The sequence below is a fragment of the Faecalibacterium sp. PGM34 genome, from assembly GCF_054456555.1.
Window position 1 is genome coordinate 727,019 of record NZ_CM136898.1, and the last position, 20,664, is coordinate 747,682.

At 56.2% G+C, this 20,664-nt stretch carries 22 protein-coding genes; 9 read left to right on the forward strand and 13 right to left on the reverse strand.

Features of this window, described 5'->3' with window-relative positions:
- Positions 1–481: 481 nt before the first annotated feature.
- The 5 genes from ACXPUX_RS03465 to ACXPUX_RS03485 form a co-directional block, all read right to left on the reverse strand.
- Positions 482–682 (reverse strand): hypothetical protein, encoded by a 201-nt coding sequence (locus ACXPUX_RS03465; RefSeq protein ID WP_458830048.1) that lies wholly within the window; start codon positions 680–682, stop codon positions 482–484.
- A gap of 44 nt (positions 683–726) precedes the next feature.
- Positions 727–1,980, reverse strand: coding sequence for a family 1 glycosylhydrolase (locus tag ACXPUX_RS03470; protein ID WP_458830050.1), 1,254 nt, complete (start codon positions 1,978–1,980; stop codon positions 727–729).
- Positions 1,977–2,147, reverse strand: a complete 171-nt coding sequence (locus ACXPUX_RS03475) for a hypothetical protein (protein ID WP_458830052.1) — start codon at positions 2,145–2,147, stop codon at positions 1,977–1,979. Before ACXPUX_RS03475 ends, ACXPUX_RS03470 begins: the two co-directional genes overlap by 4 nt.
- A gap of 37 nt (positions 2,148–2,184) precedes the next feature.
- Positions 2,185–2,340: a hypothetical protein gene (locus ACXPUX_RS03480; RefSeq protein WP_458830054.1), complete on the reverse strand. Its 156-nt coding sequence runs from the start codon at positions 2,338–2,340 to the stop codon at positions 2,185–2,187.
- 69 nt (positions 2,341–2,409) lie between these two features.
- Positions 2,410–2,580: a hypothetical protein gene (locus ACXPUX_RS03485; RefSeq protein ID WP_458830056.1), complete on the reverse strand. Its 171-nt coding sequence runs from the start codon at positions 2,578–2,580 to the stop codon at positions 2,410–2,412.
- A 535-nt stretch (positions 2,581–3,115) separates the two neighbouring features.
- On the opposite strand from ACXPUX_RS03485, the gene ACXPUX_RS03490 reads away from it, so the two are divergent.
- Complete coding sequence (locus tag ACXPUX_RS03490) at positions 3,116–3,424, forward strand: helix-turn-helix domain-containing protein (RefSeq protein WP_458830058.1); 309 nt, start codon at positions 3,116–3,118, stop codon at positions 3,422–3,424.
- An 87-nt stretch (positions 3,425–3,511) separates the two neighbouring features.
- On the opposite strand, the gene rhaD is transcribed toward ACXPUX_RS03490, so the two are convergent.
- Entirely contained in the window at positions 3,512–4,339 is an 828-nt protein-coding gene (rhaD, locus tag ACXPUX_RS03495; RefSeq protein ID WP_458830060.1) for a rhamnulose-1-phosphate aldolase, read from the reverse strand.
- 34 nt (positions 4,340–4,373) lie between these two features.
- Positions 4,374–5,885, reverse strand: coding sequence for an arabinose isomerase (locus ACXPUX_RS03500; RefSeq protein WP_458830062.1), 1,512 nt, complete (start codon positions 5,883–5,885; stop codon positions 4,374–4,376).
- 230 nt (positions 5,886–6,115) lie between these two features.
- Between ACXPUX_RS03500 and ACXPUX_RS03505 the strand changes: the two genes are divergently transcribed.
- From ACXPUX_RS03505 to ACXPUX_RS03525, 5 genes are all read left to right on the forward strand, one after another.
- Positions 6,116–6,658 carry an RNA polymerase sigma factor gene (locus ACXPUX_RS03505; protein WP_458830064.1) on the forward strand — a complete coding sequence of 181 codons (543 nt, stop codon included), beginning with the start codon at positions 6,116–6,118 and terminating at the stop codon, positions 6,656–6,658.
- Positions 6,655–7,386, forward strand: coding sequence for a hypothetical protein (locus tag ACXPUX_RS03510; RefSeq protein ID WP_458830066.1), 732 nt, complete (start codon positions 6,655–6,657; stop codon positions 7,384–7,386). The genes ACXPUX_RS03505 and ACXPUX_RS03510 overlap by 4 nt, the downstream gene beginning before the upstream one ends.
- 12 nt (positions 7,387–7,398) lie before the next feature.
- A complete protein-coding gene (locus ACXPUX_RS03515) occupies positions 7,399–8,280 on the forward strand; it encodes an ABC transporter ATP-binding protein (RefSeq protein ID WP_458830068.1) in 882 nt (293 codons plus the stop codon).
- Positions 8,277–9,530 carry a hypothetical protein gene (locus tag ACXPUX_RS03520; protein ID WP_458830070.1) on the forward strand — a complete coding sequence of 418 codons (1,254 nt, stop codon included), beginning with the start codon at positions 8,277–8,279 and terminating at the stop codon, positions 9,528–9,530. Before ACXPUX_RS03515 ends, ACXPUX_RS03520 begins: the two co-directional genes overlap by 4 nt.
- Before the next feature lie 678 nt (positions 9,531–10,208).
- Positions 10,209–10,949, forward strand: a complete 741-nt coding sequence (locus tag ACXPUX_RS03525) for a sialate O-acetylesterase (RefSeq protein ID WP_458830072.1) — start codon at positions 10,209–10,211, stop codon at positions 10,947–10,949.
- Between the two features lie 178 nt (positions 10,950–11,127).
- Here ACXPUX_RS03525 and ACXPUX_RS03530 read toward each other — a convergent pair whose 3' ends face one another.
- Positions 11,128–11,994: a MurR/RpiR family transcriptional regulator gene (locus tag ACXPUX_RS03530; protein ID WP_458830074.1), complete on the reverse strand. Its 867-nt coding sequence runs from the start codon at positions 11,992–11,994 to the stop codon at positions 11,128–11,130.
- A gap of 202 nt (positions 11,995–12,196) precedes the next feature.
- Here ACXPUX_RS03530 and murQ point away from each other — a divergent pair, with 202 nt between their 5' ends.
- The 3 genes from murQ to ACXPUX_RS03545 all read left to right on the forward strand — a co-directional run bounded on the left by murQ (position 12,197) and on the right by ACXPUX_RS03545 (position 15,667).
- Positions 12,197–13,105, forward strand: coding sequence for an N-acetylmuramic acid 6-phosphate etherase (gene murQ, locus ACXPUX_RS03535; RefSeq protein ID WP_458830076.1), 909 nt, complete (start codon positions 12,197–12,199; stop codon positions 13,103–13,105).
- Positions 13,106–13,182: 77 nt separating this feature from the next.
- Positions 13,183–14,625 carry a PTS transporter subunit EIIC gene (locus ACXPUX_RS03540; RefSeq protein ID WP_458830078.1) on the forward strand — a complete coding sequence of 481 codons (1,443 nt, stop codon included), beginning with the start codon at positions 13,183–13,185 and terminating at the stop codon, positions 14,623–14,625.
- Entirely contained in the window at positions 14,618–15,667 is a 1,050-nt protein-coding gene (locus ACXPUX_RS03545) for a MupG family TIM beta-alpha barrel fold protein (RefSeq protein WP_458830080.1), read from the forward strand. Before ACXPUX_RS03540 ends, ACXPUX_RS03545 begins: the two co-directional genes overlap by 8 nt.
- Positions 15,668–15,940: 273 nt before the next feature.
- Here ACXPUX_RS03545 and ACXPUX_RS03550 read toward each other — a convergent pair whose 3' ends face one another.
- The 5 genes from ACXPUX_RS03550 to hisA form a co-directional block, all read right to left on the reverse strand.
- Positions 15,941–17,317, reverse strand: a complete 1,377-nt coding sequence (locus tag ACXPUX_RS03550) for an MATE family efflux transporter (protein WP_458830082.1) — start codon at positions 17,315–17,317, stop codon at positions 15,941–15,943.
- 134 nt (positions 17,318–17,451) lie between these two features.
- The gene (locus ACXPUX_RS03555) at positions 17,452–18,276 is read right to left on the reverse strand and encodes a histidinol-phosphatase HisJ family protein (RefSeq protein ID WP_458830084.1); all 825 of its coding nucleotides are present in this window, start codon (positions 18,274–18,276) and stop codon (positions 17,452–17,454) included.
- Positions 18,277–18,283: 7 nt separating this feature from the next.
- Positions 18,284–18,919 carry a bifunctional phosphoribosyl-AMP cyclohydrolase/phosphoribosyl-ATP diphosphatase HisIE gene (hisIE, locus tag ACXPUX_RS03560; protein WP_117553951.1) on the reverse strand — a complete coding sequence of 212 codons (636 nt, stop codon included), beginning with the start codon at positions 18,917–18,919 and terminating at the stop codon, positions 18,284–18,286.
- 78 nt (positions 18,920–18,997) lie between these two features.
- Positions 18,998–19,753: an imidazole glycerol phosphate synthase subunit HisF gene (gene hisF / locus ACXPUX_RS03565; RefSeq protein ID WP_458830086.1), complete on the reverse strand. Its 756-nt coding sequence runs from the start codon at positions 19,751–19,753 to the stop codon at positions 18,998–19,000.
- Positions 19,754–19,768: 15 nt separating this feature from the next.
- The gene (gene hisA / locus ACXPUX_RS03570; RefSeq protein ID WP_458830088.1) at positions 19,769–20,488 is read right to left on the reverse strand and encodes a 1-(5-phosphoribosyl)-5-[(5-phosphoribosylamino)methylideneamino]imidazole-4-carboxamide isomerase; all 720 of its coding nucleotides are present in this window, start codon (positions 20,486–20,488) and stop codon (positions 19,769–19,771) included.
- Positions 20,489–20,664: the final 176 nt, after the last annotated feature.

Consider the following 20,664-nt stretch of genomic DNA (forward strand, 5'->3'; position numbering starts at 1 on the left):
CAGCTGCATCCAAGCCTTGCCAGGCATACCGCTTTTCCAATCAGGGCGCGTCCTTTAGATGAATACTATTGTGGTATTTCATGGCGAATTCCGGCAAATCTCTTATATGGAAAAGAATGCTATTTGTTCCTTTCTGAGATCAAGAATGATTTTTACCGTGAGTTTTGAATCTGGCTGATTGAAAAGTTGAGATAAACAAAATATACAAAGGACCCGCTCGTCTGGCAGAAACGTCAAACGAACGGGTCCTTCCTTAGGTTCTATTTGTAAAAAAATACCGCCCACGCAGCGCAGCGATGATTTTGTCGGGTGAATCGGCGGCAAAATGAATCGGGTGTGTTGCGGGGCAGTTGATCTTTTAGGGATAATCCACGGCGAGGCTGTGTTCAAAATGAACACGACCACATCTTGTGGATGGTTTCAAACCAATCTACAAAATCAGTAGGATTTACAAGAAAAATACCATGGTATGTAGGATACGTCAAGATGGTTTTGTAAAATTTATTGTGTTAAAGCGTTGATAGTAGGACGTATCATTGGCTTTTGTTTTTAAGAAGCCTTTTTCATAAGCGTTGCACACTGCCTGAACGGTCTTTTTGCCAGCATACGGCGTTGATTTTCCTTGCAATCCATCAGGATTGCAAGGAAAATTGCCTTGTCTGTCGGTAAAAATCCTCGTCATTCGGCGCACCCTGCTTACGAAAACAGCTTCTAAGATGCTCCAAATTATTTTGCATACTTTCCAAGAACATGAAGACTTTCTTTCGGCTTATGTTCCTGTGTTTCACGGTTCAGTGACATCAGGCCGAACTTCATACCATAACCGGACTGCCATTCATAGTTATCAATCATGGACCAGTACAGATAACCTGCAACGGGGATACCATCTGCCTGACAACGCAAAGCACCTTCCACAGCAGTGCGAATATAATCACATCGGCGAGCATCATCGTCCGTGGCAATGCCATTTTCGGTGATGAGCAATTCACCGGGGAAGCTCTCATGCACTTTGCGGACAACGTGCTCCACGCACTCTGGATAGTATTCATATCCCATCTGGGTCAATTCGGCATCTGGTGCTGGATCACACTCTCCGTTTGCATCAAAAAGTGCGCGTGTGTAAGTCTGTACGCCAAAAAAATCGTCATTCTGGATGGTAGGCAGATAATGCAGGAAATCTTTTTCCCAGTCTTTTGCAGCATTTTCTTCGCCACCCGGCAGCGGCTGCAAGTCGCGGACGCTGAGGGAAAGACCAGCTTTCACTCCCGGCAGCATTTCGTGAATTGCCTGCACAGCCTGTTTGTGTGCCTGCTGCACGATCTCATCTCCGTGTTTGCTACGCGGCGATGTAAACACAGCAGCCTGCTTTACGCCGAATACTTTCAAATTTTCTCCCTCGGCTTTTTTCTGCTGTACAGCCATTTCTTCCAAATCCATGCCGATTTGCAAGCCAACACCATTTGTATGTTTCTGAATCTTTTCCAGATAACCGGCAATCAATGTACCCATATTGGCTTCATTGATTGTAACGATATAGTGCAGTTCTTCGCCTTGCAGATGGTTGCACACATAGCGAACATAGCGTTCAAAATAGTCCGGAGTAGTATCTGCTTCCCAGCCGCCTTTCGTGATAAGCCATTTGGGGCAGGTGAAATGCAGCAGCGTTACAACCGGCTCAATGTTGCTTTCCTGACAAGCATGAACCATATCCAGATAATGATTCATCTCTGTTTCATCAAACCGCCCCTCTTCTGGCTCGATTCGCGCCCACTCAAAGGAAAAACGATAAGCGTTCAGACCGGCTTTGGCCATTTTACAAATATCTTCCCGGTAGGTATGGTAATGGTCAGCGGCATTCAGAGACTTTTCTTTATAACCGCCGGTTTCCATATACTCCTGTGCCCATGTATCACTGTTGGTATTATTACCCTCTACCTGATGTCCGGCACTGGCTGCGCCAATTAAAAATTTACGACTCATTTAATAACCCTCGTTTCAAAAAAGCGGCTATCCTTCTCAAGAACCGCCAGAATATCATCAATATACGCACCTGCTTCATTCAGGAGCAGGAACGGAACAACAGCAGCTACATTCTCCTCTGTGCTGTCGTCTTTCTTGTCCTCTTTGTGTTTATCATTGTCTGCCATCCACGACTTGACCGGAACAAAATCTGCGCCGGTCGGCTCAATGATGCTGCGGAAGTTTTCGGTGGTAAGGAATGAGAATCAGGTAACACATCAGAGCCAGCAGACCGTTGTTGAAAGAAAGCTCCTCGTGCTCCCAAATTTTAGCACCCTGATAAGCAATGCAGAACACCATGAACAGACCCATGAAGTTCATGGAAGCATTGTACACGATGGTCAGAAAATCGCTGATGCCAAGGGTAGTAATCAGGTTTTTATAGGGATCCTATGCAATGCTATTGAACAGATTAAAGATAGCACCCAGCATGATAATAGCCATCAGGCTCTGCGAACCGCTGCCAATGCAGCGGATGTAGGGATTCTGTGCAAATCCAGTAGATAGTGGTACGAGCTTTTCTTCAATGAAAGCCCCTACAGGGTTGCGTTTTTCGCTCATGAAAATTTCCTCCTGTGTTGTCGTTCCAATATGAACAGAACATGCTGGCCAGCATCCCACTGTTCGACTGTCTATAGTATAACACAGAAAAAGGCTTGGTTAATTGCGAAAAGACTTGGATGCTTCCACTTTACACAATAAAATTTCATTTTCTGAAATTCTATTAACAATATAACCAAACAAAAAGCTCGATAATTAGACAACCTGCAAGCAGATACTTTTTCTGTACTCATTTTCAGAAAATACTTGCATCAATTATTAAAATGTGGTATATACATTATCTTCAATGTTACCCGTAATGTGCAGATGTCGGTCAACCTGCTGACGATCAAAGAGGATGATTTCCTGGGTGTGCAGAACTACACCCGCACCCTTTATGGCCCGCAGGGGCAGCTGCCGGCACCGGAGGGCGCAGAGCTGACCCAGATGGATTACGAGGTCTACCCGCAGGCACTGGAACACGTCATCCGCAAGGTGGCAGAGGAGTTCAAGGGTGACCTCATCGTCACCGAAAACGGCATTGCCACCGCCGAGGATGCAGATCCAGAAATGTGTGGATTATATCGAGATGAATCTGGACAAAAAGATCGTAGCGGAAGACCTTGCTGCCCTGGTGGGCTACACAGAATATTACCTCACCCACAAATTCAAGGAAGAAACGGGTCTGAGTGTCACGAACTATGTAAAGTTTGCAAAGGTCGAACGTGCGAAAGTTCTGCTGAAAAGTACACCGTTCAGCGTCCGGGAAATTTCCGAGCAGCTTGGCTTTGCCACCCGCAATTATTTCAGCGCAGTCTTTCAGCAGGTCACCGGAAAAACGCCCATGGAATTCCGGGAAACATAAAGCAGAACAGGCATCCTGCGATACCGTTTGGCGGTATCGGGCAGGATGCCTGTTCTGCTATGATGAAGAAAAATGGAGGAGAATGGCTCAGTTGAGGAACTTCTCGTTCAGGGTCACGCCAAAGTCGCGGGCAATGGCGCGCAGGTCATCGTCGGTGATGGTCTGCCGGATGATGCCGCCGCCCATGGAGAGCACCTTGACGTAGATCTCAGCACTCTTTTCGATGGTGTGGGCAAGACCAAAAGTGATGTCGAAGTCCGGGCCGGAGGCAAACAGACCGTGCTGTGCCCAGATGGCTGCCTGATAGTGCTTCATCAGCTCACTGGTGGCCATGGCAATGTCCGCCCCGCCGGGCACCATCCACGGGCAGACGCCCACACCCTCCGGGAACACCACCGGGCACTCGGTAGCACTCTGCCACAGCGCACGGGTGAAGTCCCGGTCGGTCAGGGGCAGAATGTAGGTCAAGGCAATGACGTTGGTGGCGTGGCAGTGGTAGATGACACGGTTTGCGCCATTGGTGGCGGCTTTGCGGACGCTGTGATTCATAAAGTGGCTGGGGAACTCGGATGTGGGCTTTGCGCCGCCCTCCAAGCCCCAGACGATGCGCCAGCTGTCGCCCTTGCCGTTGATCTCCACAATGCCGATGCTGTGGACAGGGTCCGGCTCCACGTTGCGGAAAAACTTGCCGGAGCCGGTGGTAATGAAATACTCGCCCGCCAGATTGTCCGCCTGCACGCCCATGTTCACCCATTCGCGGGGCTGCGGGTCAAAGAAGGGGCGGCACTGTGCCACTTCCTCTTCCTTCATGCGGTAGGTCAGGTTACCGCCGTTGCGCTCGTGCCAGCCCTGCAGCCAGCCATCGTTGCACATCCGCATAAAACCTTTGACAATCTTAATATCCAGAATTCCCATAATAAATACCTCTCTTTTCCGCTTGTTTCAAATTTTATCGCGTAATGATGTCCACAGGAACATCGAAGATTTTTGCCACTTTCAGAATGGTATCGATGTGACAGCCGGTAGCTGCAGCCATGTGGTGGGTGGGACCGGCCTCACTCCAGCGGTTGCAGAACTCCCGTGCGCCGCAGGTAAAGCGAGTGCGCATATTGGTGTCACCAAAGGTGAAGATGGGGCCGGGCTCGTTGACACCCTCGGCCACCACGAACTTGAAGTGACCGTCCTTGTCCTGCGTAATGCCCAGATAGGTCACAGGGCCAAGGTGGGGGTAGAACTGGGTCAGGTAGCCGCCGCCGGTCTTGCCGTGGAACACAGGCACGATCTTCATGGTGGGCTTCTTCTCGGAAATGTCAGCGTCGCCAGAACCGGAGTGGCCGATGATGCAGATGTCCTCATCGAAGTCGATGGAGTACATCTCGCTCAGCTGGCCGCAGCCTGCAATGGTCTTGAGGATGCTCATGGCCATGGAAACCTTGATGTCGCCTTCCACGGCGCAGGCCACGCCCTGCTTGATGAGCATGGAAAAAGCCGGAATCAGCATGCTGTCCAGCACACCGGCCTTGCCCTGTGCAAAACCATCGTAATGGGATGCGATGAATGCAATCTTCTCGTCCTTGACCCACTGCTCAAAGGCCACGACATACTTTGCCATGTCCCAGACCTTTTCGATGGTGCCGCCGCCCTCGATGTCGAAGGTATCCAGAATATCCTGTGCCTTGGCGCGGATGGCAGCTTCATCGGTGATGTTGTCAGCGATCGCCCACATCTTTTCCCAGTCGAACTGTTTGGTGTAGAGGAACATCCGGTTGTACAGATTGGTTTCGTCAATGTACAAGTCCATCATGCCGGGGTACGGACGGCCGATCTGTGCCAGATTGGTGTCGCGGAAGCGGCGGCGCACCTGTGCGGCACGGCACCAGTCCTCGATCTCGGCCTGTACCTGCGGGTCGCCGCCCTCGACCACACCGGTGATGACCGCGTGACGCTTGCCGGCGCGCTCCAAGTCGGCCACCATTTCGCCCACGGCACCACAGGCATACAGCTCGCCCAGCCAAGTGGGGGTGTCGGTATTTGCGTAGTCTGGGGCTTTTTTCTTCTGGACATTCACCAGCACAACGGGCACGTTCAGGTCGCGCACAGCAGGCAGCATATTGTAAGAGGTAGCGTAGGTCAGCAGCTGCAAAATGACCAGATCCACATCTGCGGCGCGGAACTTGTTGCCAGCAGCCATAGACAGCTCCTTGGTGGTGACGATGCCGCCGTCCACGACTTCCACGGTGTTGGGGATGGTCTTTTTAAAGTCGGCGTACTGCTGTTCAAACTCCGGGTGCTCGGCTCTCCACAGGCGGTACCACTTTGTCAGCAGCTCCGGCGCGATGGGCAGACCATCCGGGAGCCGGAACAGCTGCCCGCAGTTGATGTACTTTTCCGGGGCGTTCTGCTCGTCCTGTTTGAGCTTTTCAAGCCATGCTTGAAGTTCCTCTTTCAGAGGTTTGGTCATATACAGGATGCGGTTGGACTTCTTGGTCTTTGGCTTTTTCAGGATGAGAGAGGACTTGCTGCCCTCACGCCTGTCCGGGAAGGTGTAGTAGACCTGATTGAGATCGAGCTTTTCCAGAGCGTCCTTATTATAATAAAGCTATAAGAACAGGATAAAGACAATTATTTGAGATTTTTGAAAAAACGGAAATCATTTTGATGATATGGAACGTTTTAATAGACAGGAAGGGGGTGAACCGTATCCAGACAGAATTATTGCTGCGGAAAGCGCAGAGCGGAGATACAGGTGCGCTGGACACTCTGATTACATCGTACTATCCACAAATTCTGAACTATTGTCGTTGGCATACAGCGGACGAGCAGCAGGCGCAGGATGCAGCACAGGAAACCTTTTTGAAAGCGGTTCGCTGGCTGGATTCCTGTGGTGGATTTCAGGGGGCATTCCGTCCCTTTCTGTACAAAATCGCAAAAAACATTTGCATCGATCTGAACCGTACTATGGAGCGGACGGAGGTATCGCTGGAGAGCTTGCCGGGCGAATCCGCCTATCAGGAAAGCGGCTTTGCTGCGGCAGAGGAGAAAGCAAACCTGCGAGCGCTGACGGCCCAGCTGGAGCCGGAACAGCGGGAACTGGTATTGCTGCGGTTCGCACAACAGCTTAAATTGCGGGAGATCGCGCAGATTACAGGTCTGCCCCTGCGCACAGTGCAGTCCCGCCTGCGTGCCGCATTGAAAACCTTGAAAATGCAATTGGAAAAGGAGGACTGGAGATGAATCGAGCCTTTGAAAAAGAACTGTCCAGAGCACTTGCGGCAGAGCCGGACACAGCTGTCCCGGAAACGCTGCTGCGCCGCTGCCGGGCGGAACATGTCGTAAAACAACGGAGTGATTGGCGTGATTTGCTGCACTGCCAGTTCAAATTGCTGGGCTGGAAGGTGTGGGCACTGGAAGCAATGACGGCACTGGCGTTGTACAGTGTGGGCCGGGAACTTGCCCTGTGGGAGAAGGCATGGACATTACGCAATGCGCTGTTTGGTCTGAGCACACTCGCCATGCTGACAGCCATGCTCGGTCTGCCGTTTTTATATCGGGCAAGTCAATATAAGATGCTTGAACTGGAACATGCCACATATGCAGGAATCGGTCGTCCGCTGGTGATGCGGTTTTTGCTGCTGCTGGCGGGGGAAACGATCCTGCTGGGAGTGCTGGTACTCAATGTGCGGGCAGCCGTGCCATGGAGCATCGGGCAACTGCTGGCGGTGCTGACCGTGCCATTTCTGACTGCAAACAATGAGCTGCTTCTGCTGCTGCGCTGGGTGCGCCCGGAATGGATGATGACCGGGGCTGTACCACTGTTTGCAGGGCAGCTGTGTTTGCTGCGGTTCGTGCAATTATCGGAACTGCCGAAAGGTCTGCCACTGGCGGCGGGCGTGCTGGTGCTCTGTATGGTGTTGCAGTGCATCCGGCTTGCCGCCCGGTCAGAATATATTGCAGAAGCTTGAAAGGAACAAGTCATGGAACTGAAAATCCAGAATATTACAAAGCGATACCGGGATAAAACGGCGGTGGATGATGTGTCCATCACGCTCACGCCGGGTGTGTGGGGACTGCTGGGGGCGAATGGTGCGGGCAAAACAACCTTAATGCGGATGCTGGCGGGCATTCTGCGGCCCAGCAGTGGTCGGATTTTGTGCGATGGGGTGGAGATTGGGACGCTTGGTGCGGCCTACCGGGAAAAGCTGGGGTATCTGCCGCAGGAATTCGGGTTTTACCCGGAATTCACGGTGCAGGACTATCTGGAATATATGGCGGCGCTCAAGGGTCTGCCGCGCACAGAGGCTGCCCGGCAGATCGACGCGCTGCTGGAGCGGGTAAGCCTCACTGAGGTGCGCCGCAAAAAGATCATAAAGCTTTCCGGCGGTATGAAGCGCCGGGTAGGCATCGCACAGGCACTGCTCAACGACCCGGAAATTTTAATTCTAGATGAGCCCACGGCAGGGCTGGACCCCGGAGAACGGGTGCGCTTCCGCAATCTGCTGTCGGAGTTTGCGCAGGAACGGATCGTTCTCATTTCAACGCATATCGTTTCGGATGTGGAATACATTGCAGCTGAAAATGCCGTGATGAAGGCTGGCAAAATCATTGCACAGGACACTACCGAAGGGCTGGTAAAGCAGATCGAAGCCAAAGTCTGGCAGAGAAATATCCCGATGGAACAGCTTGCCCGGTGGGAACACCGACTGCGGGTGGTGAACCTGCGCAACGAGCCGGACGGAACGGTAACATTGCGGTATCTGGCGGATGCACCGCAGCTGCCGGACAGCGTCCCGGCACAGCCCCGGCTGGAAGATCTGTATCTGTGGCTGTTCCCGGAGGAAATGGAGGAAGCAAAATGAACCTGTATCGTTTGGAATTGAAACGTGTGTGCAAAACCCGTATGACAGCTATTCTGCTGGCCATTGCGCTGGTGCTGGCTGTGGTCATGGCATATCTGCCGGTGACCTTTATCGGCTGGACGGAACTGGATGCCAGCGGAAACGAAGTGCGTTACACGGGTCTGAAAGCAATCCGGAAACGGCAGGAGCAGCAGGTATCCGGTACCATCACGCCGGATGTCATGCAGGAAGCACTGGAAGCCTATCAGCGGGTGTACCGGCAGTATGATGCAAGCTCCATCAACGATATCCCGGTCGAGGTATTTTATAAAGAACTTGCCCGGTATCAGCCTCTTGTGAACAACGCAAAGGAAGCCTTTGCCGACTCGAAAACCGGCATGGCACCGGGCGTGATGGGGCTGACCACAGAGGATATGCAGAACTTTTACAGCCAGCTTCCCAAACGGCTGGAATCGGTGATCTGGCTGGAACAAAGCGGAAAGCCAGGCTATGAGCAGGCGCAGGCCATTGCACAGAAAAAGTTCGATGCTGTACAAAAACCGTTCACCTATTCATTTGGGGTCAGTTCAGACGCAATGGATTACCAGACCCTGTTGAGCTTGCTGCTCACCCTGCTGTGCGCGGTGATTGCGGCCCCGGTGTTTGCATCGGATGCACAGACCGGGGCGCAGGACATCCAACTGTGCACAAAAAACGGCGGTCTGCGGCTAGCAGCGGCAAAGCTAGCGGCGGCGTTTAGTATCACAGGGGCGGCGTATCTGCTCTGCGGCGTGGTGTGGATCCTGGTTACGAATGCTCTATTTGGCTGGGAAAGTACCCAAACTTCCGTGCAATGGCTGTTTTCTGTGACCAGCCTGCTGCCGTATACCGTTGGCCAGATGGAGTGGGTCATGCTGGTGGCAAACTTCCTGATCTTCTTTGCGGAGGTGGCCTTTGTGCTGATGGCATCCGTATGGGCCAAGAACAACCTGACCGCTTTGTCTGTGGCGCTGATCAGTGTGGTGGCACCGCTGATTGTTTATATGGTCGTGCCGGGCTCCTTTGGAGAATGGCTGTCCACCCTGATTCCGGCAGGGGGCATTGGGCTTTCCAATGCATTGCTGTATAAAATGATCAGCTTTGATTTTCTCTATGCAGGCGGGCATACCTTCTTTCAGGCAGATGTACTGCTGGCATCGGCACCGATCAAGATCGTTCTGCTCGTTGGATTGGCAGCATGGGGGTATCTGCGAAAGACCAAGGCGGCTTAAAAGGAAACGCTACTGAAAAAAGTTCATCGGATGCATAGAAAACTGCATCGGATGAACTTTTGTGTCCTAAGCTCCCTGCCATGAATCGTAGTTGTTGATGTACATTTGATGCGTGGTCTAAACAGGCAAGATTTCAGCTGCTGTTTTGGGCTCGAACCTGACCGGTTTCCCGGCTTTGCATAAAAATCCGATCCCTGTTTTAAGAGGCTGATTTTGGCTCTGCACATTTTTGCACACTTTTTGCACACCGGAACAACTGGATAACGGATGCAAGAGGGAATAACAGGTGCAAAGGATGCAGCAGATGCAAAACGCAAATTTACGGTGAAACGATAAAAGTAACGAATTCACGCAATTCTGAAAACTGACGATTGTTGCACGTTGGTTTCTCTTAATCAGTGGGCCCAGGGTTCGAGTCCCTGGAGGTGAACCAAATTTTGAACGTCAAATCGTAAGATTTGACGTTCTTTCTTTATGTCATTGATCTTCCAACCTGCCGCGGTCGCGGATGAACTGCGCTATACCCTCGCGCTCGATCTCCTCATCGTCCACGATCAACAGCGTATGTAAAACGGTCTCTCCTTCTTCATCATTTTCACAGCATAGAAGCAGCCGTTCGTGAATGTCGGCTGCTTTTGTGCTATACTGGGGTAAAAAACACGCAGGAGGCGTTTTGTTATGGCACTATGGATCAACGATGGTCTGCACGAGGCAGCGCAGGGCATCCGCTCGTTTTTACTGGTGGGACAGTCTAACATGGCAGGACGGGGCGATTTGACTCCGGAGAACACCATTACCGCCCCGGATTGCTTCATGCTGCGCATGGGGCGCTGGCAGCCCATGAGTGAGCCCATCAATGTGGACCGCGCGGTGGCAGAGGGGGCAGTTCCACGCAGCGGCGCAAACCTTGCCGCAAGCTTTGCCGCGCAGCTGCAAAAAGAAACCGGGGCTAAAATCGGCTTGATTCCCTGCGCAGACGGCGGTACCCGCATCAGCCAGTGGCAACCGGGCGAGGTGCTGTTTGACCATGCAGTCTTTCAGGCAAAGCTGGCTATGCGCACCTCCGCGCTGACCGCGATCTTGTGGCATCAGGGCGAGAGCGACTGTCTTGCCCCGGAGCAGCTGGAAGCCTACCCGGAGCAGTTCTTGCGCACTATGCGGGCGTTCCGGGAAGAACTGGGTGATTTGCCCATCGTGGTGGGGGAACTGGGCTACCCGGAAAACGGTTTCCACGGAACCCCTGCAGAACGATTGAAGGAGTTCAATCATCGTCTGCCGGAACTGGCCGCGCAGCTGCCGAAGTGTGCTGTAGTTTCCGCCGCTGACCTTACTGCCCGCCCGGATGGGCTGCATTTCACGACTGAAAGCCTGCGGACACTGGGTCTGCGCTATCTGGAAGCCTACAAGAGTCTGGTGTAAATGCCGGATTTCTTCAGGAAAGCAGTCGCTTTTCTGCAACCGCTTTTGGGCTTTCTATGCTGCACTTTTCAGATTGAAAAAAGCCGTAAAAAACGTTATACTTTCGCTAACGGAAGCAAAGGCGCTTGGTGAGAAGATCACCAGGTGCCTTTTTTGTACCCTGCGGGCGGCTTTTGGTTTACGGCTGGGTCAGTACCTCCGGGTCACCGGGCTTATAGATATGGGTCTTGGTCAGGCGGCGCATAGTGTCCTCGTGGTTGCGGCTGGCGTAGGCGGTGTACAGGATATCCACCACGTTCAGCTGGGAAAGCCGGGAGGACATGGCACCGTTGCGGAACAGGCTCTCGTTTGCGGCTACATACAGCACATGGTCGGCCAGCTGTGCCACCTCGGAGGGGTAGTAGCGGGTCACCGCGATGACCGGTGCGCCGCCCGCCTTCATCTCCTTGATGCACTGGATCATCTCCATGGTCTGCCCGGAGTAGGAGAACACGATGCCCACATCCTGCGCAGTGGCGTTGCGTGCCTGCAAAAGCTGGGAGTGGGAGTCCTCGTTGACCACGCAGGGCTTGTCCAGCCGCAAAAATTTCAGGTAGGTGTCCTTTGCCACGCACAGCGAGGAGCCGATGCCGAACAACAGCACCGTGCGGGCGTTGGCGATCAGCTCCACGCACTGCTCCAGCTCGTCCAGCAAAAGCAGCCGCTGGGTGTCCAGCAGGCTCTGGATGTTCTTGTGAGTCACCTTGTCCACGATCTCCTGCAAACTGTCCTGCGGGGTGATGTCCTTTTCCCGGTGGCTGCCGTTCTCGCCAAGGGTGGCAAGCTCCAGCGTCAGGGCGTGGCGCAGCTCCTTGTAGCCCTGAAAGCCGATCACCCGGCAGATGCGCACCACGCTGGAAGGGGAAGAGAAGGAGCGCCGCGCCAGCTCCCGGATGGTGAGGGTGGTGGTCTCGTCCGGGTTGTCCAGAATGAACTGCGCGATCTGCCGCTCGGTGCTGCTGAGGGAGGGCTGCACCTCCCGCAGGCGTAAAAGAATGTTCTGCATATAGATACCTCTGTTGTATTTCAGGATGGATTGAACAAGCTGCACAAAAAAGTCATATTTAAACGCAAAAATTTCAAAAACAATGCTTGCATAAAACATTGTACCACAAAATAGTCTTTTTGTGGACATTTTGTTTAAAAAAGTTTATACTTTGGTCACAATCATGCCGCAAGGGGTGCGGCGGAAAGTGGAGGTGCAGGAAATGGGCTTGAATCTGAGTGGGATGACCACCGAGACCCGCAACCCGCGTACGATGCAGCTGGACCAGATGTCCCCGCTGGAGATCGTGACTGTCATGAACGAGGAGGACGCCCGGGTACCGCTGGCCATTGCCAAGTGCCTGCCGCAGATCGCGCAGGCAGTCACATGGGCGGCAGAATCCTTTGAAAAGGGCGGACGGCTGTTCTATATGGGCGCCGGTACCTCCGGCCGCTTAGGCGTGCTGGACGCCGCCGAGTGTCCGCCCACCTTCGGTGTGCCGAAGGAGATGGTGGTGGGGCTCATCGCCGGCGGCGAAAAGGCCTTCATCGAGGCTGTGGAGGGCGCAGAGGACAGCCGGGAGCTGGCTGTTGAGGATCTGAAAGCCCACGGCCTGACCGCAGACGATCTTGTGGTGGGCATTGCCGCTTCCGGTCGCACGCCCTATGTGCTGGGCGGTCTGGACTACGCCAAAAGCGTGGGTTGCCACACTGCCGCCATTGCCTGCAATATCGGCAGCGCCATCGGCAAGGCCGCAGAGCTTGCCATCGAGGTAAATTGCGGCCCCGAGGTATTGACCGGCTCCACCCGGCTCAAGTCCGGCACGGCACAGAAGCTGATCCTGAACATGATCTCCACCGGCTCCATGGTGCGCACCGGCAAGGCCTACCAGAACCTGATGGTGGACGTGCAGCAGACCAACGAAAAGCTGCACACCCGCGCCGAGAATATCGTTATCGACGCCACCGGCGTGGAGCGGGAGAAAGCCCGCGCCGCCATTGATGCAGCGGGCGGCAGCGTAAAGACCGCCATCACCATGCTGCTGGCAGACTGCGATGCACAGGAAGCCGCCCGGCGGCTGGAACGGGCACGCGGCCATGTGCGGGAGGCCATCCGGCTGGAAGTGCTGTAAGGCACATTATTCTACTCAAGTTCCTTAGCGGCACAGGCCGCATCGGATATACACCTGTTTTAAAGGAGGACCCACTTATGACGAATGAAGAACTGGTCCGCGCGGCGCTGGAGAAGGTCGGCGGAAAGAGCAACGTTCTCACCGCAACCAACTGCATGACCCGCCTGCGGGTGCGCGTTAAAGATGACGCCAAGGTCGACGACGAGGGCCTGAAGGCCATCGAGGGCGTGATGGGCATCGTACACGACCGTACCGGCTATGTAGAGATCGTGGTCGGCCCCGGCAAGTGCCGCAAGTGCGCAGACATCTGCCGCGATATGGGCATCCCGGCGGACGCCGCCGCTTCCACCGCCAACGACTGGCAGACCAATAAGGCTGCAGTCAAGGCCGGCCAGAAGCAGAGCAAGGTCAAGGAGCTGTTCAAGACCTTTGGCGATATCTTTATTCCCCTGATCCCGGGCGTTGTGGCTTCCGGTCTGTGCGCCGGCATCAACTCCCTGATCGGTCAGGTGGTGCCGAACTACGCCGACATCCCCGCACTGGCTCTGATCAGCACCCTGCTGGGTCTGATGAACACCTGCTTCCTTGGCTACCTGACCGCATGGGTCGGCTACCGCGCAGCCGAAAAGTTCGGCGGCACCCCCATTCTGGGCGGTATGCTGGGCATGATCACCGGTCTGGAGGGCATCAACAAGATCTCTTCCATTCTGGGTCTCTTCAACGAGGCTGTGCCGCTGGATTCCATCCTGCGTGCAGGCCGCGGCGGCGTGCTGGCCGTTGTGCTGGGCGCATGGTGCCTTGTCAAGATCGAGCGCTGGGTGCGTAAGTGGATGCCCGAATCTCTGGACATCGTGTTCACCCCGCTGATCACCATGATCCTGTGCCTCGTGCCCTATATCCTGGTCATCATGCCCGCTACCGGCTATGTTTCCACCGCGCTGTGCTGGGTGGTTGAAAAGCTGTGCATGAGTGATATCCTGATCGTGCGCATCATTGCCGGTTATGTTTCCACCGCACTGTTCCTGCCCATGGTCGCTATGGGTATGCACCACGGTCTGGTCGCTCTGTACTCCGTGCAGCTGGAGAGCTTTGGCTACGTTACCCTGTACCCCGCTCTGGCTATGGCCGGTGCAGGTCAGGTTGGCGCTGCTGTCGCTATCTACTTCAAGGCTAAGAAGTGCGGCAACACCCGCCTGAAGAACGTGATCACCGGCGCACTGCCCGCAGGTCTGCTGGGCATCGGCGAGCCGCTGATCTACGGCGTCACCCTGCCCATGGGCAAGCCCTTCATCAGCGCCGGTCTGGGCGCCGGCTTCGGCGGTGCCTTCGTCATGGCCATGCAGGTGGCTGCTACCGCATGGGGCCCCTCCGGTCTGCTGGCTCTGTTCGTCATGACCGCCGGCCCTCACGGTGTGGCTGCTTCCGTTGGCTGCTACGCAGTGGGTCTGGTCATCTGCTACATCATGGGCTTTGTCGTGACCAACGCAATGGTCTCTGTTGAGGACGTTGCCAATGCTTAAAACACTCGGACGGTCAGTGTATCTGACGCAGTTTGAGGAACAGCGTGCGTCGCTTTCCGCTTTTGCGGCAGGCGGCGCGCCTGTTTTTATCTCACTGCATATCAGCGAAGAATTTGATGCCGCTTACTGCGCCCGCGTGCAGGAAATGTGCGACTTTCTCTCCGCGCAGGGCTGGCGCATTCTGGCAGATGTGTCGGAAAAGACCATCCGGCAGTTCGGCTGTGCCGACCTGACCGCGCTGGCAAAGCGGCTGCACCTGTGGGGTCTGCGGCTGGACTACGGCTTCTCGCTGGAGGAGATGTGCGCCCTTGCGCAGCAGCTGCCCGTTGCGGTCAACGCTTCCACCACCACCCCGGAGGTGGCGCGGCAGCTGGCCGCAGGCGGCGGCACGGTCATCGCCATGCACAACTTCTACCCCCGCCCGGAGACCGGCCTTGACCCGGAATTTTTGCGCGAGAGCACCGCAGCTTTGCAGGCCGAGGGCTTGCAGGTGTACGGCTTTATCCCCGGCGACGCCCTGCTGCGCGGCCCGCTGTACGCGGGTCTGCCCACGCTGGAAGCCCACCGCACCGCCGCCCCCTCGGCAGCCTTTGCGGACTTGGCGCTGAACTACGGGCTGGACGGCATTTTTGCGGGCGACCCGGAGGTCAGCGCCCGGGAGCAGGAGTACATCCGTCACTTCTGCACCACCGGCGAGCTCTGCCTGCCGGTCGCCCTGCGCCCCGGCTACGAGACGCTGTACGACCGCACCTTTACCTGCCGCCCGGACTCGCCCAAAGGGCTTGTGCGGTATCAGGAATCCCGGCTCTACTCCTGCTTTGGCAGCACCGTGCAGCCGGATAACTGCACAGAGCGCCGCCGCCGCTGCGTGACCATGGATAACATCGGCTACGGGCGCTACTCCGGTGAGATCCAGCTTGTGCGCGCCGACCTGCCCGCAGACGAAAAGGTGAACGTCATCGGCGAGGTGCCCGCAGAATACGACCTGCTGCTGGACTGCATCCGCCGCGGAAAGACCTTCCGCATGGTAAAAACATCATAAATCATAACACAACACCCCCGGACAGCTCTGCGTGCTGTCCGGGGGTGTGCTTTTTGGGGAAGCGTCCTCGCCCTCTCCGTCTTTGCTCCGCAAATCCACACTCCCCTTTTTGTCGCTGTGCGACATCTTCCCCCGGAGCGGGGGAAGTCTTTCCTCAAAGGGAGAGGCTCTGGCGAAACCGCAAACTATGCCGCCATGCCAAGGGCTCTCCCTTTGGGAGAGCTGGCGCGTAAGCGCCTGAGAGGGCGAGCCCGCTGCCCGAAAGTGCTCTTTTTATTGCCCTTTCCTCGGATACACAAAGGCGTCGCGGCGGTACACCGCCACAAGATACGCCGCCATGAAGCACCAGATGATGGGCTCGCACAGGATGACGGCGTTGTAGGCGTAGCGCGGGATGAACACCAGCACAAAGATCACCTTGCCTACCAGCTCGATGACGCTGGAAAACAGCGGCAGCACCTTCTGCCCAAGGCTCTGCAAGGCGTACCGGGTGCACAGCAGCACTCCCAGCACCGCGTAGAACGGGGCGTTCCACATCAGATACCGTGCGCCGTTTTCCAGCACGAGCGGTGCGGTGGAACCGGAGATCAGCTGCACCAGCTGCCGGGCAAAAAGCTGCATCAGCACCATATTTGCCGCCATGATGACCACCGAGCACAGGTACATGGTGCGCATTCCCTTGCGCACCCGCTCCGGCTGGGCGGCGCCCCGGTTCTGGGAGACAAAGGTAGAGCCGGCGTTTGCCATGGAGATCAGCGGCATGCTGGTAAAGGAGAACAGCTTGCGCGCGGCGGTGTGCCCTGCAATGGTCAGCGTGCCCAGCCCGTTGATGCCGTATTGCAGCACCACCGACCCCGCCGACACGATGCTGCTCATCAGCCCCATGGAGATGCTCTGGCTGAACAGCTCCCAGTACAAGTGCTGCCCCACTGCCCAGTGCTTGCGGGCGGGCAGCAGCAGCGGCACGCGGCGCATCACATACAGGATGCACAGCACCACCGAGATGCCCTGCGCGATGACGGTAGCCACCGCCGCGCCCTGTACGCCCATGCCAAGCCCGGCAATGAACCACAGATCCAGCGCCACGTTCAGCCCGGAGCTGATAAGCAAAAATACCAGCGGCATCACGCTGTTGCCGATGGCGCGCAGCAGTCCGGCGCACAGGTTATAAAGGAACATCACCAGCACGCCCAAGTCGATGACGATGATGTAGCGGTAGGCGTCCTCTAAAATCTCTGCGGGGGTGTCCAGCAGTTGCAAAAGCGGCCGCAGACCGAAAAAGCCCGCCGTGGTAATGACAAAGCTTGCGCAAAGCCCGATGACCAGCGAACCGGCCACCGTCCTTTTGAGCAGATCCTCGTCCTGTGCCCCGTAGGAGCGCGCAGCCACGATGGAAAGCCCGTTGCCGATACCGATGCCAAAGCCCACCAGCAGCTCGTAGATGGACCCGCAGGAGCCGATGGCAGCAAGTGCGGTATCGCCCAGCACGTTGCCCACGATCATGGTATCCATGGTATTATACAGCTGCTGGAACAGGTTGGAAACCAGAATGGGCAGCATGAACAGCAAAAGGTTCTTGAAAATAGGCCCGTGCAGCAGGTCTGCATTCCGGTTAAAGAGGTTTGTTTTCAGGGGTCGCGTCTGGGTCATAGGGTTCCTTTCTTCGCGCAAAAAGGAGGCCGTTGCACATTTTTTGTGTGCAGTGGCCTCTTTTGCGGTTAAACGATTTATAAAATTTTATTTGTGCAGTTGCGAAACACCGTAGGTGTTTCGCAACTGCTTTTTTATAACTCCTGCTGCTCAAACCCGTTGACGGTCAGCACAGTCACGGCGGTAAAGCCTGCGGCCTTGATGGCGGCGGCGGCTTCGTCAAAGCCGAAGGTCAGCGCGGCGGTGTCGTGGGCGTCGGCGGTGATGATCACCCTGCCGCCCAGCTTGTTCCACTCGCCCAGCAGCCATGCGCCGGGGTAGAAGTCCTTGCGGTAGCCCCGGTATACGCCGCCGGTGTTCACTTCCAGAATGCAGTCGTTCTCCCGGGCGGCTTGCAGCGCCTTGAGCGCTGCGGCCTTGTAGCGGGGAGACTCCTCGTCAAAGAAGCTGCCGTCCGCGTTCAGCTTTTTGATCAGGTCGATGTGCCCCAGAATGTCCGGCTTTTTGGCGGCGATCTTCTCCACCTCGGCAAAATAGGCTTCCACCGCTGCCAGCGGGTCGCCATCAAAATCGTTGTTGATGCAGTCCCGCAGATCCTCGGGGCGGAAATCGATCTCGTAGTATTTGCCGGTGTTTTTGCCGTACAGGTGGTGTGCGCTGCCGATCCAGTAATCAAAGCCTTTGGGCGTGCCCTCGCTCAGCAGGTCCCACTCGATGCCGCACAGGATATCCACCTTGCCCCGGTACTCGTTTTTCAGCTTGGCAATGGTGGCGCGGTACTGCGCGGTGCGGCCGGGGGTCATGCAGTATTCGCGGTCAGGCTTTGTGTAACTGTGGCCGCTGAAGCCAAGGGTGGTCAGCCCTTGCGCACAGGCGGCACCCGCCATCTGCTGCAGGGTGTTCTTGCCGTCACACAGGGTAGAGTGGCAATGTACGCTGGATTTTCTGTAATCTGCCATAGGCTTCTCACTGCATCCTTTCCTGCTTGACCTTGTGGTCGATGACGTGGCGCTTTTCCAGCTCCCGGGTCACATCCTCTACGGTGATGCCCGCGCTGACCATCAGCACCAGCACATGATAGGCAAGGTCGCTGATCTCGTAGACCGTCTCGGCCTTGTCCTCTTTTTCGCCCGCAATGATGACCTCGGTGCACTCCTCGCCCACCTTTTTCAGGATCTTCTCCTTGCCCTTTTCAAACAGGTAGGTGGTGTAGCTGCCCGCGGTGGGGGTATCCTTGCGGCCCTTGATGAGGTTATACAGCCCCTGCCAGCTGAACTGCTTCAGCTCCGGGGAGACGTATACTTCATTGAAAAAGCAGCTTTCCGCCCCGGTGTGACAGGCGGGGCCGTCCTTTACGACCTCTACCACCAGTGCATCGGCGTCGCAGTCGGCGGTAATGGACACCACCCGCTGCACGTTGCCGCTGGTCTCGCCCTTGCGCCAGATCTCCTGACGGCTGCGGCTCCAGAACACGGTGCGCCCCTCGGCAATGGTCAGCGCCAGCGTTTCGGCGTTCATGTAGGCAAGGGTGAGCACCTGCTTTGTGTAGTGATCCTGCACGATGGCGGGGATCAGGCCTTTTTCATCAAATTTCAGCTCCATAACGGTTCTCCCTCCCCGGATGGGGATATTGTGTATTTTATCGTATTCAAGATAAAAATGCAAGGGCTTTATGCGTTTTTACAGCCGCATCTCCACGCCGTTGGCGTTCAGGTATTCCTTTAGCTTCCGGATGCCCAGCAGCTTTTGGTGGAAGATGCCCGCCGCCAGCCCGGCGTCGATACCCTTGTGGTGGAACAGCTCCAGAAAATCCTCTTTTTTGCCCGCGCCGCCGCTGGCAATGATGGGAATGTTCACCCGGGCAGCCACTGCGTCCAGCATTTCAAGGTCGAAGCCGTTGCGCACGCCGTCGGTGTCGATGCTGTTCAGGCATATTTCGCCCGCGCCGTAGGCGGCGCACCAGCGGATCCAGTCCAGCGCATCCCGGCCGGTATCCTCGCGCCCGCCCTTGGCGAACACCCGGAACTGTCCGTTTACCCGCTTCACGTCTGCGGAAAGCACCACGCACTGGTCGCCGTAGCGCTGCGCGGCGGCGGGGATCAGCCCGGGGTCCTTCAGCGCGCCGGAGTTGACGCTTACCTTATCCGCGCCGCATTTCAGCACCCGATCAAAATCTTCCAGTGTGTTGATGCCGCCGCCCACGGTCAGGGGGATAAAAATTTCTCCCGCCACCCGGGTCAGGATGTCGGTAAAGAGGGCGCGTCCCTCAAAGCTGGCGGTGATATCGTAAAACACCAGTTCGTCCGCCCCGGCGGCGTTGTACAGCCGTGCCATCTCCACCGGGTCGGCCACGTCCCGGATGCCCTCAAAGTTCGTGCCCTTGACCACCCGGCCGTCGCGCACGTCCAGACAGGGGATGATGCGTTTGGTTATCATAAAGCTCCCTCTTTCTCAGTCCTGCACCAGCTGCACGCAGCGGGCAAGGTCCAGCGCGCCGGTGTACAGGCTTTTGCCCAGAATGGCCGCTGCCGTGCCCATCTGCTGCAATTCCAGCAGCTCCGCCTCGGAGGAGATGCCGCCGCTGGCGGTAAAGGCCACCCCGGGCACTTCTGCTGCTAATTGCCGGTAAAGGCTCAGGTTTGTGCCCTGCATCGCGCCGTCACAGGCAATGTCGGTGTAGATGATGGCGGTGCAGCCGGCTTCTGCCAGCCGCTTGCAGAAGGCCACGCCCGGCTCGGTGCTGACCTCCTTCCAGCCGTGGATGGCCACATAGCCGTCCTTGGCGTCCACGCCCACGGCAATTTTGTCGCCGTATTTTTGCAGCATCCGGGCGGTAAAGGCAAAATCCGTCACCGCCACGCTGCCCAGAATGCAGCGCCCCACCCCGAGGGAGAGGTATTTTTCAATGCGCTCCTCGGTGCGGATGCCGCCGCCTACCTCGATGTACAAGCCGCCCTGCTTTGCCAGCGCGGCAATGGTGTCGTAGTTGGAAAGAGTGCCGTCCTTGGCACCGTCCAAGTCCACTACATGAAGATTTTTTGCCCCGGCGGCCACAAAGCTGCGTGCCTGTGCGCAGGGGTCCTGCCCGTAAACGGTCATGCGGTCGTAGTCGCCCTGTGTCAGGCGCACCACCTGCCCGCCGCGCAGGTCAATGGCTGGAAATAGCTGCATAGTTGTTTCTCCTTTAGAAACGAACCCTCTCATAGAAACGAACCCTCTCAGGCGCTCCCGCGCCAGCTCTCCCGAAGGGAGAGCCAAGCCGTTAGCCTCAGCACTAAAGTATTAAGCGCTATGAGAAAGCTATCGGGAGTGCTCTTGGCTCTCCCTTTGGGAGAGCTGGCAAACCC

Coding starts and splice junctions, on each gene's coding strand:
- ACXPUX_RS03475 (WP_458830052.1), bottom strand. CDS start 2,147: ATGGCAGACAATGATAAACACAAAGAGGACAAGAAAGACGACAGCACA.
- ACXPUX_RS03515 (WP_458830068.1), top strand. CDS start 7,399: ATGGAACTGAAAATCCAGAATATTACAAAGCGATACCGGGATAAAACG.
- ACXPUX_RS03545 (WP_458830080.1), top strand. CDS start 14,618: ATGCTTAAAACACTCGGACGGTCAGTGTATCTGACGCAGTTTGAGGAA.
- ACXPUX_RS03510 (WP_458830066.1), top strand. CDS start 6,655: ATGAATCGAGCCTTTGAAAAAGAACTGTCCAGAGCACTTGCGGCAGAG.
- rhaD (WP_458830060.1), bottom strand. CDS start 4,339: ATGGGAATTCTGGATATTAAGATTGTCAAAGGTTTTATGCGGATGTGC.
- ACXPUX_RS03520 (WP_458830070.1), top strand. CDS start 8,277: ATGAACCTGTATCGTTTGGAATTGAAACGTGTGTGCAAAACCCGTATG.
- ACXPUX_RS03555 (WP_458830084.1), bottom strand. CDS start 18,276: ATGGCAGATTACAGAAAATCCAGCGTACATTGCCACTCTACCCTGTGT.
- ACXPUX_RS03465 (WP_458830048.1), bottom strand. CDS start 682: ATGACGAGGATTTTTACCGACAGACAAGGCAATTTTCCTTGCAATCCT.
- ACXPUX_RS03540 (WP_458830078.1), top strand. CDS start 13,183: ATGACGAATGAAGAACTGGTCCGCGCGGCGCTGGAGAAGGTCGGCGGA.
- murQ (WP_458830076.1), top strand. CDS start 12,197: ATGGGCTTGAATCTGAGTGGGATGACCACCGAGACCCGCAACCCGCGT.
- hisIE (WP_117553951.1), bottom strand. CDS start 18,919: ATGGAGCTGAAATTTGATGAAAAAGGCCTGATCCCCGCCATCGTGCAG.
- ACXPUX_RS03550 (WP_458830082.1), bottom strand. CDS start 17,317: ATGACCCAGACGCGACCCCTGAAAACAAACCTCTTTAACCGGAATGCA.
- ACXPUX_RS03485 (WP_458830056.1), bottom strand. CDS start 2,580: ATGAGCGAAAAACGCAACCCTGTAGGGGCTTTCATTGAAGAAAAGCTC.
- ACXPUX_RS03530 (WP_458830074.1), bottom strand. CDS start 11,994: ATGCAGAACATTCTTTTACGCCTGCGGGAGGTGCAGCCCTCCCTCAGC.
- ACXPUX_RS03500 (WP_458830062.1), bottom strand. CDS start 5,885: ATGACCAAACCTCTGAAAGAGGAACTTCAAGCATGGCTTGAAAAGCTC.
- ACXPUX_RS03525 (WP_458830072.1), top strand. CDS start 10,209: ATGGCACTATGGATCAACGATGGTCTGCACGAGGCAGCGCAGGGCATC.
- ACXPUX_RS03480 (WP_458830054.1), bottom strand. CDS start 2,340: ATGAACTTCATGGGTCTGTTCATGGTGTTCTGCATTGCTTATCAGGGT.
- hisF (WP_458830086.1), bottom strand. CDS start 19,753: ATGATAACCAAACGCATCATCCCCTGTCTGGACGTGCGCGACGGCCGG.
- ACXPUX_RS03470 (WP_458830050.1), bottom strand. CDS start 1,980: ATGAGTCGTAAATTTTTAATTGGCGCAGCCAGTGCCGGACATCAGGTA.
- hisA (WP_458830088.1), bottom strand. CDS start 20,488: ATGCAGCTATTTCCAGCCATTGACCTGCGCGGCGGGCAGGTGGTGCGC.
- ACXPUX_RS03490 (WP_458830058.1), top strand. CDS start 3,116: ATGCAGATCCAGAAATGTGTGGATTATATCGAGATGAATCTGGACAAA.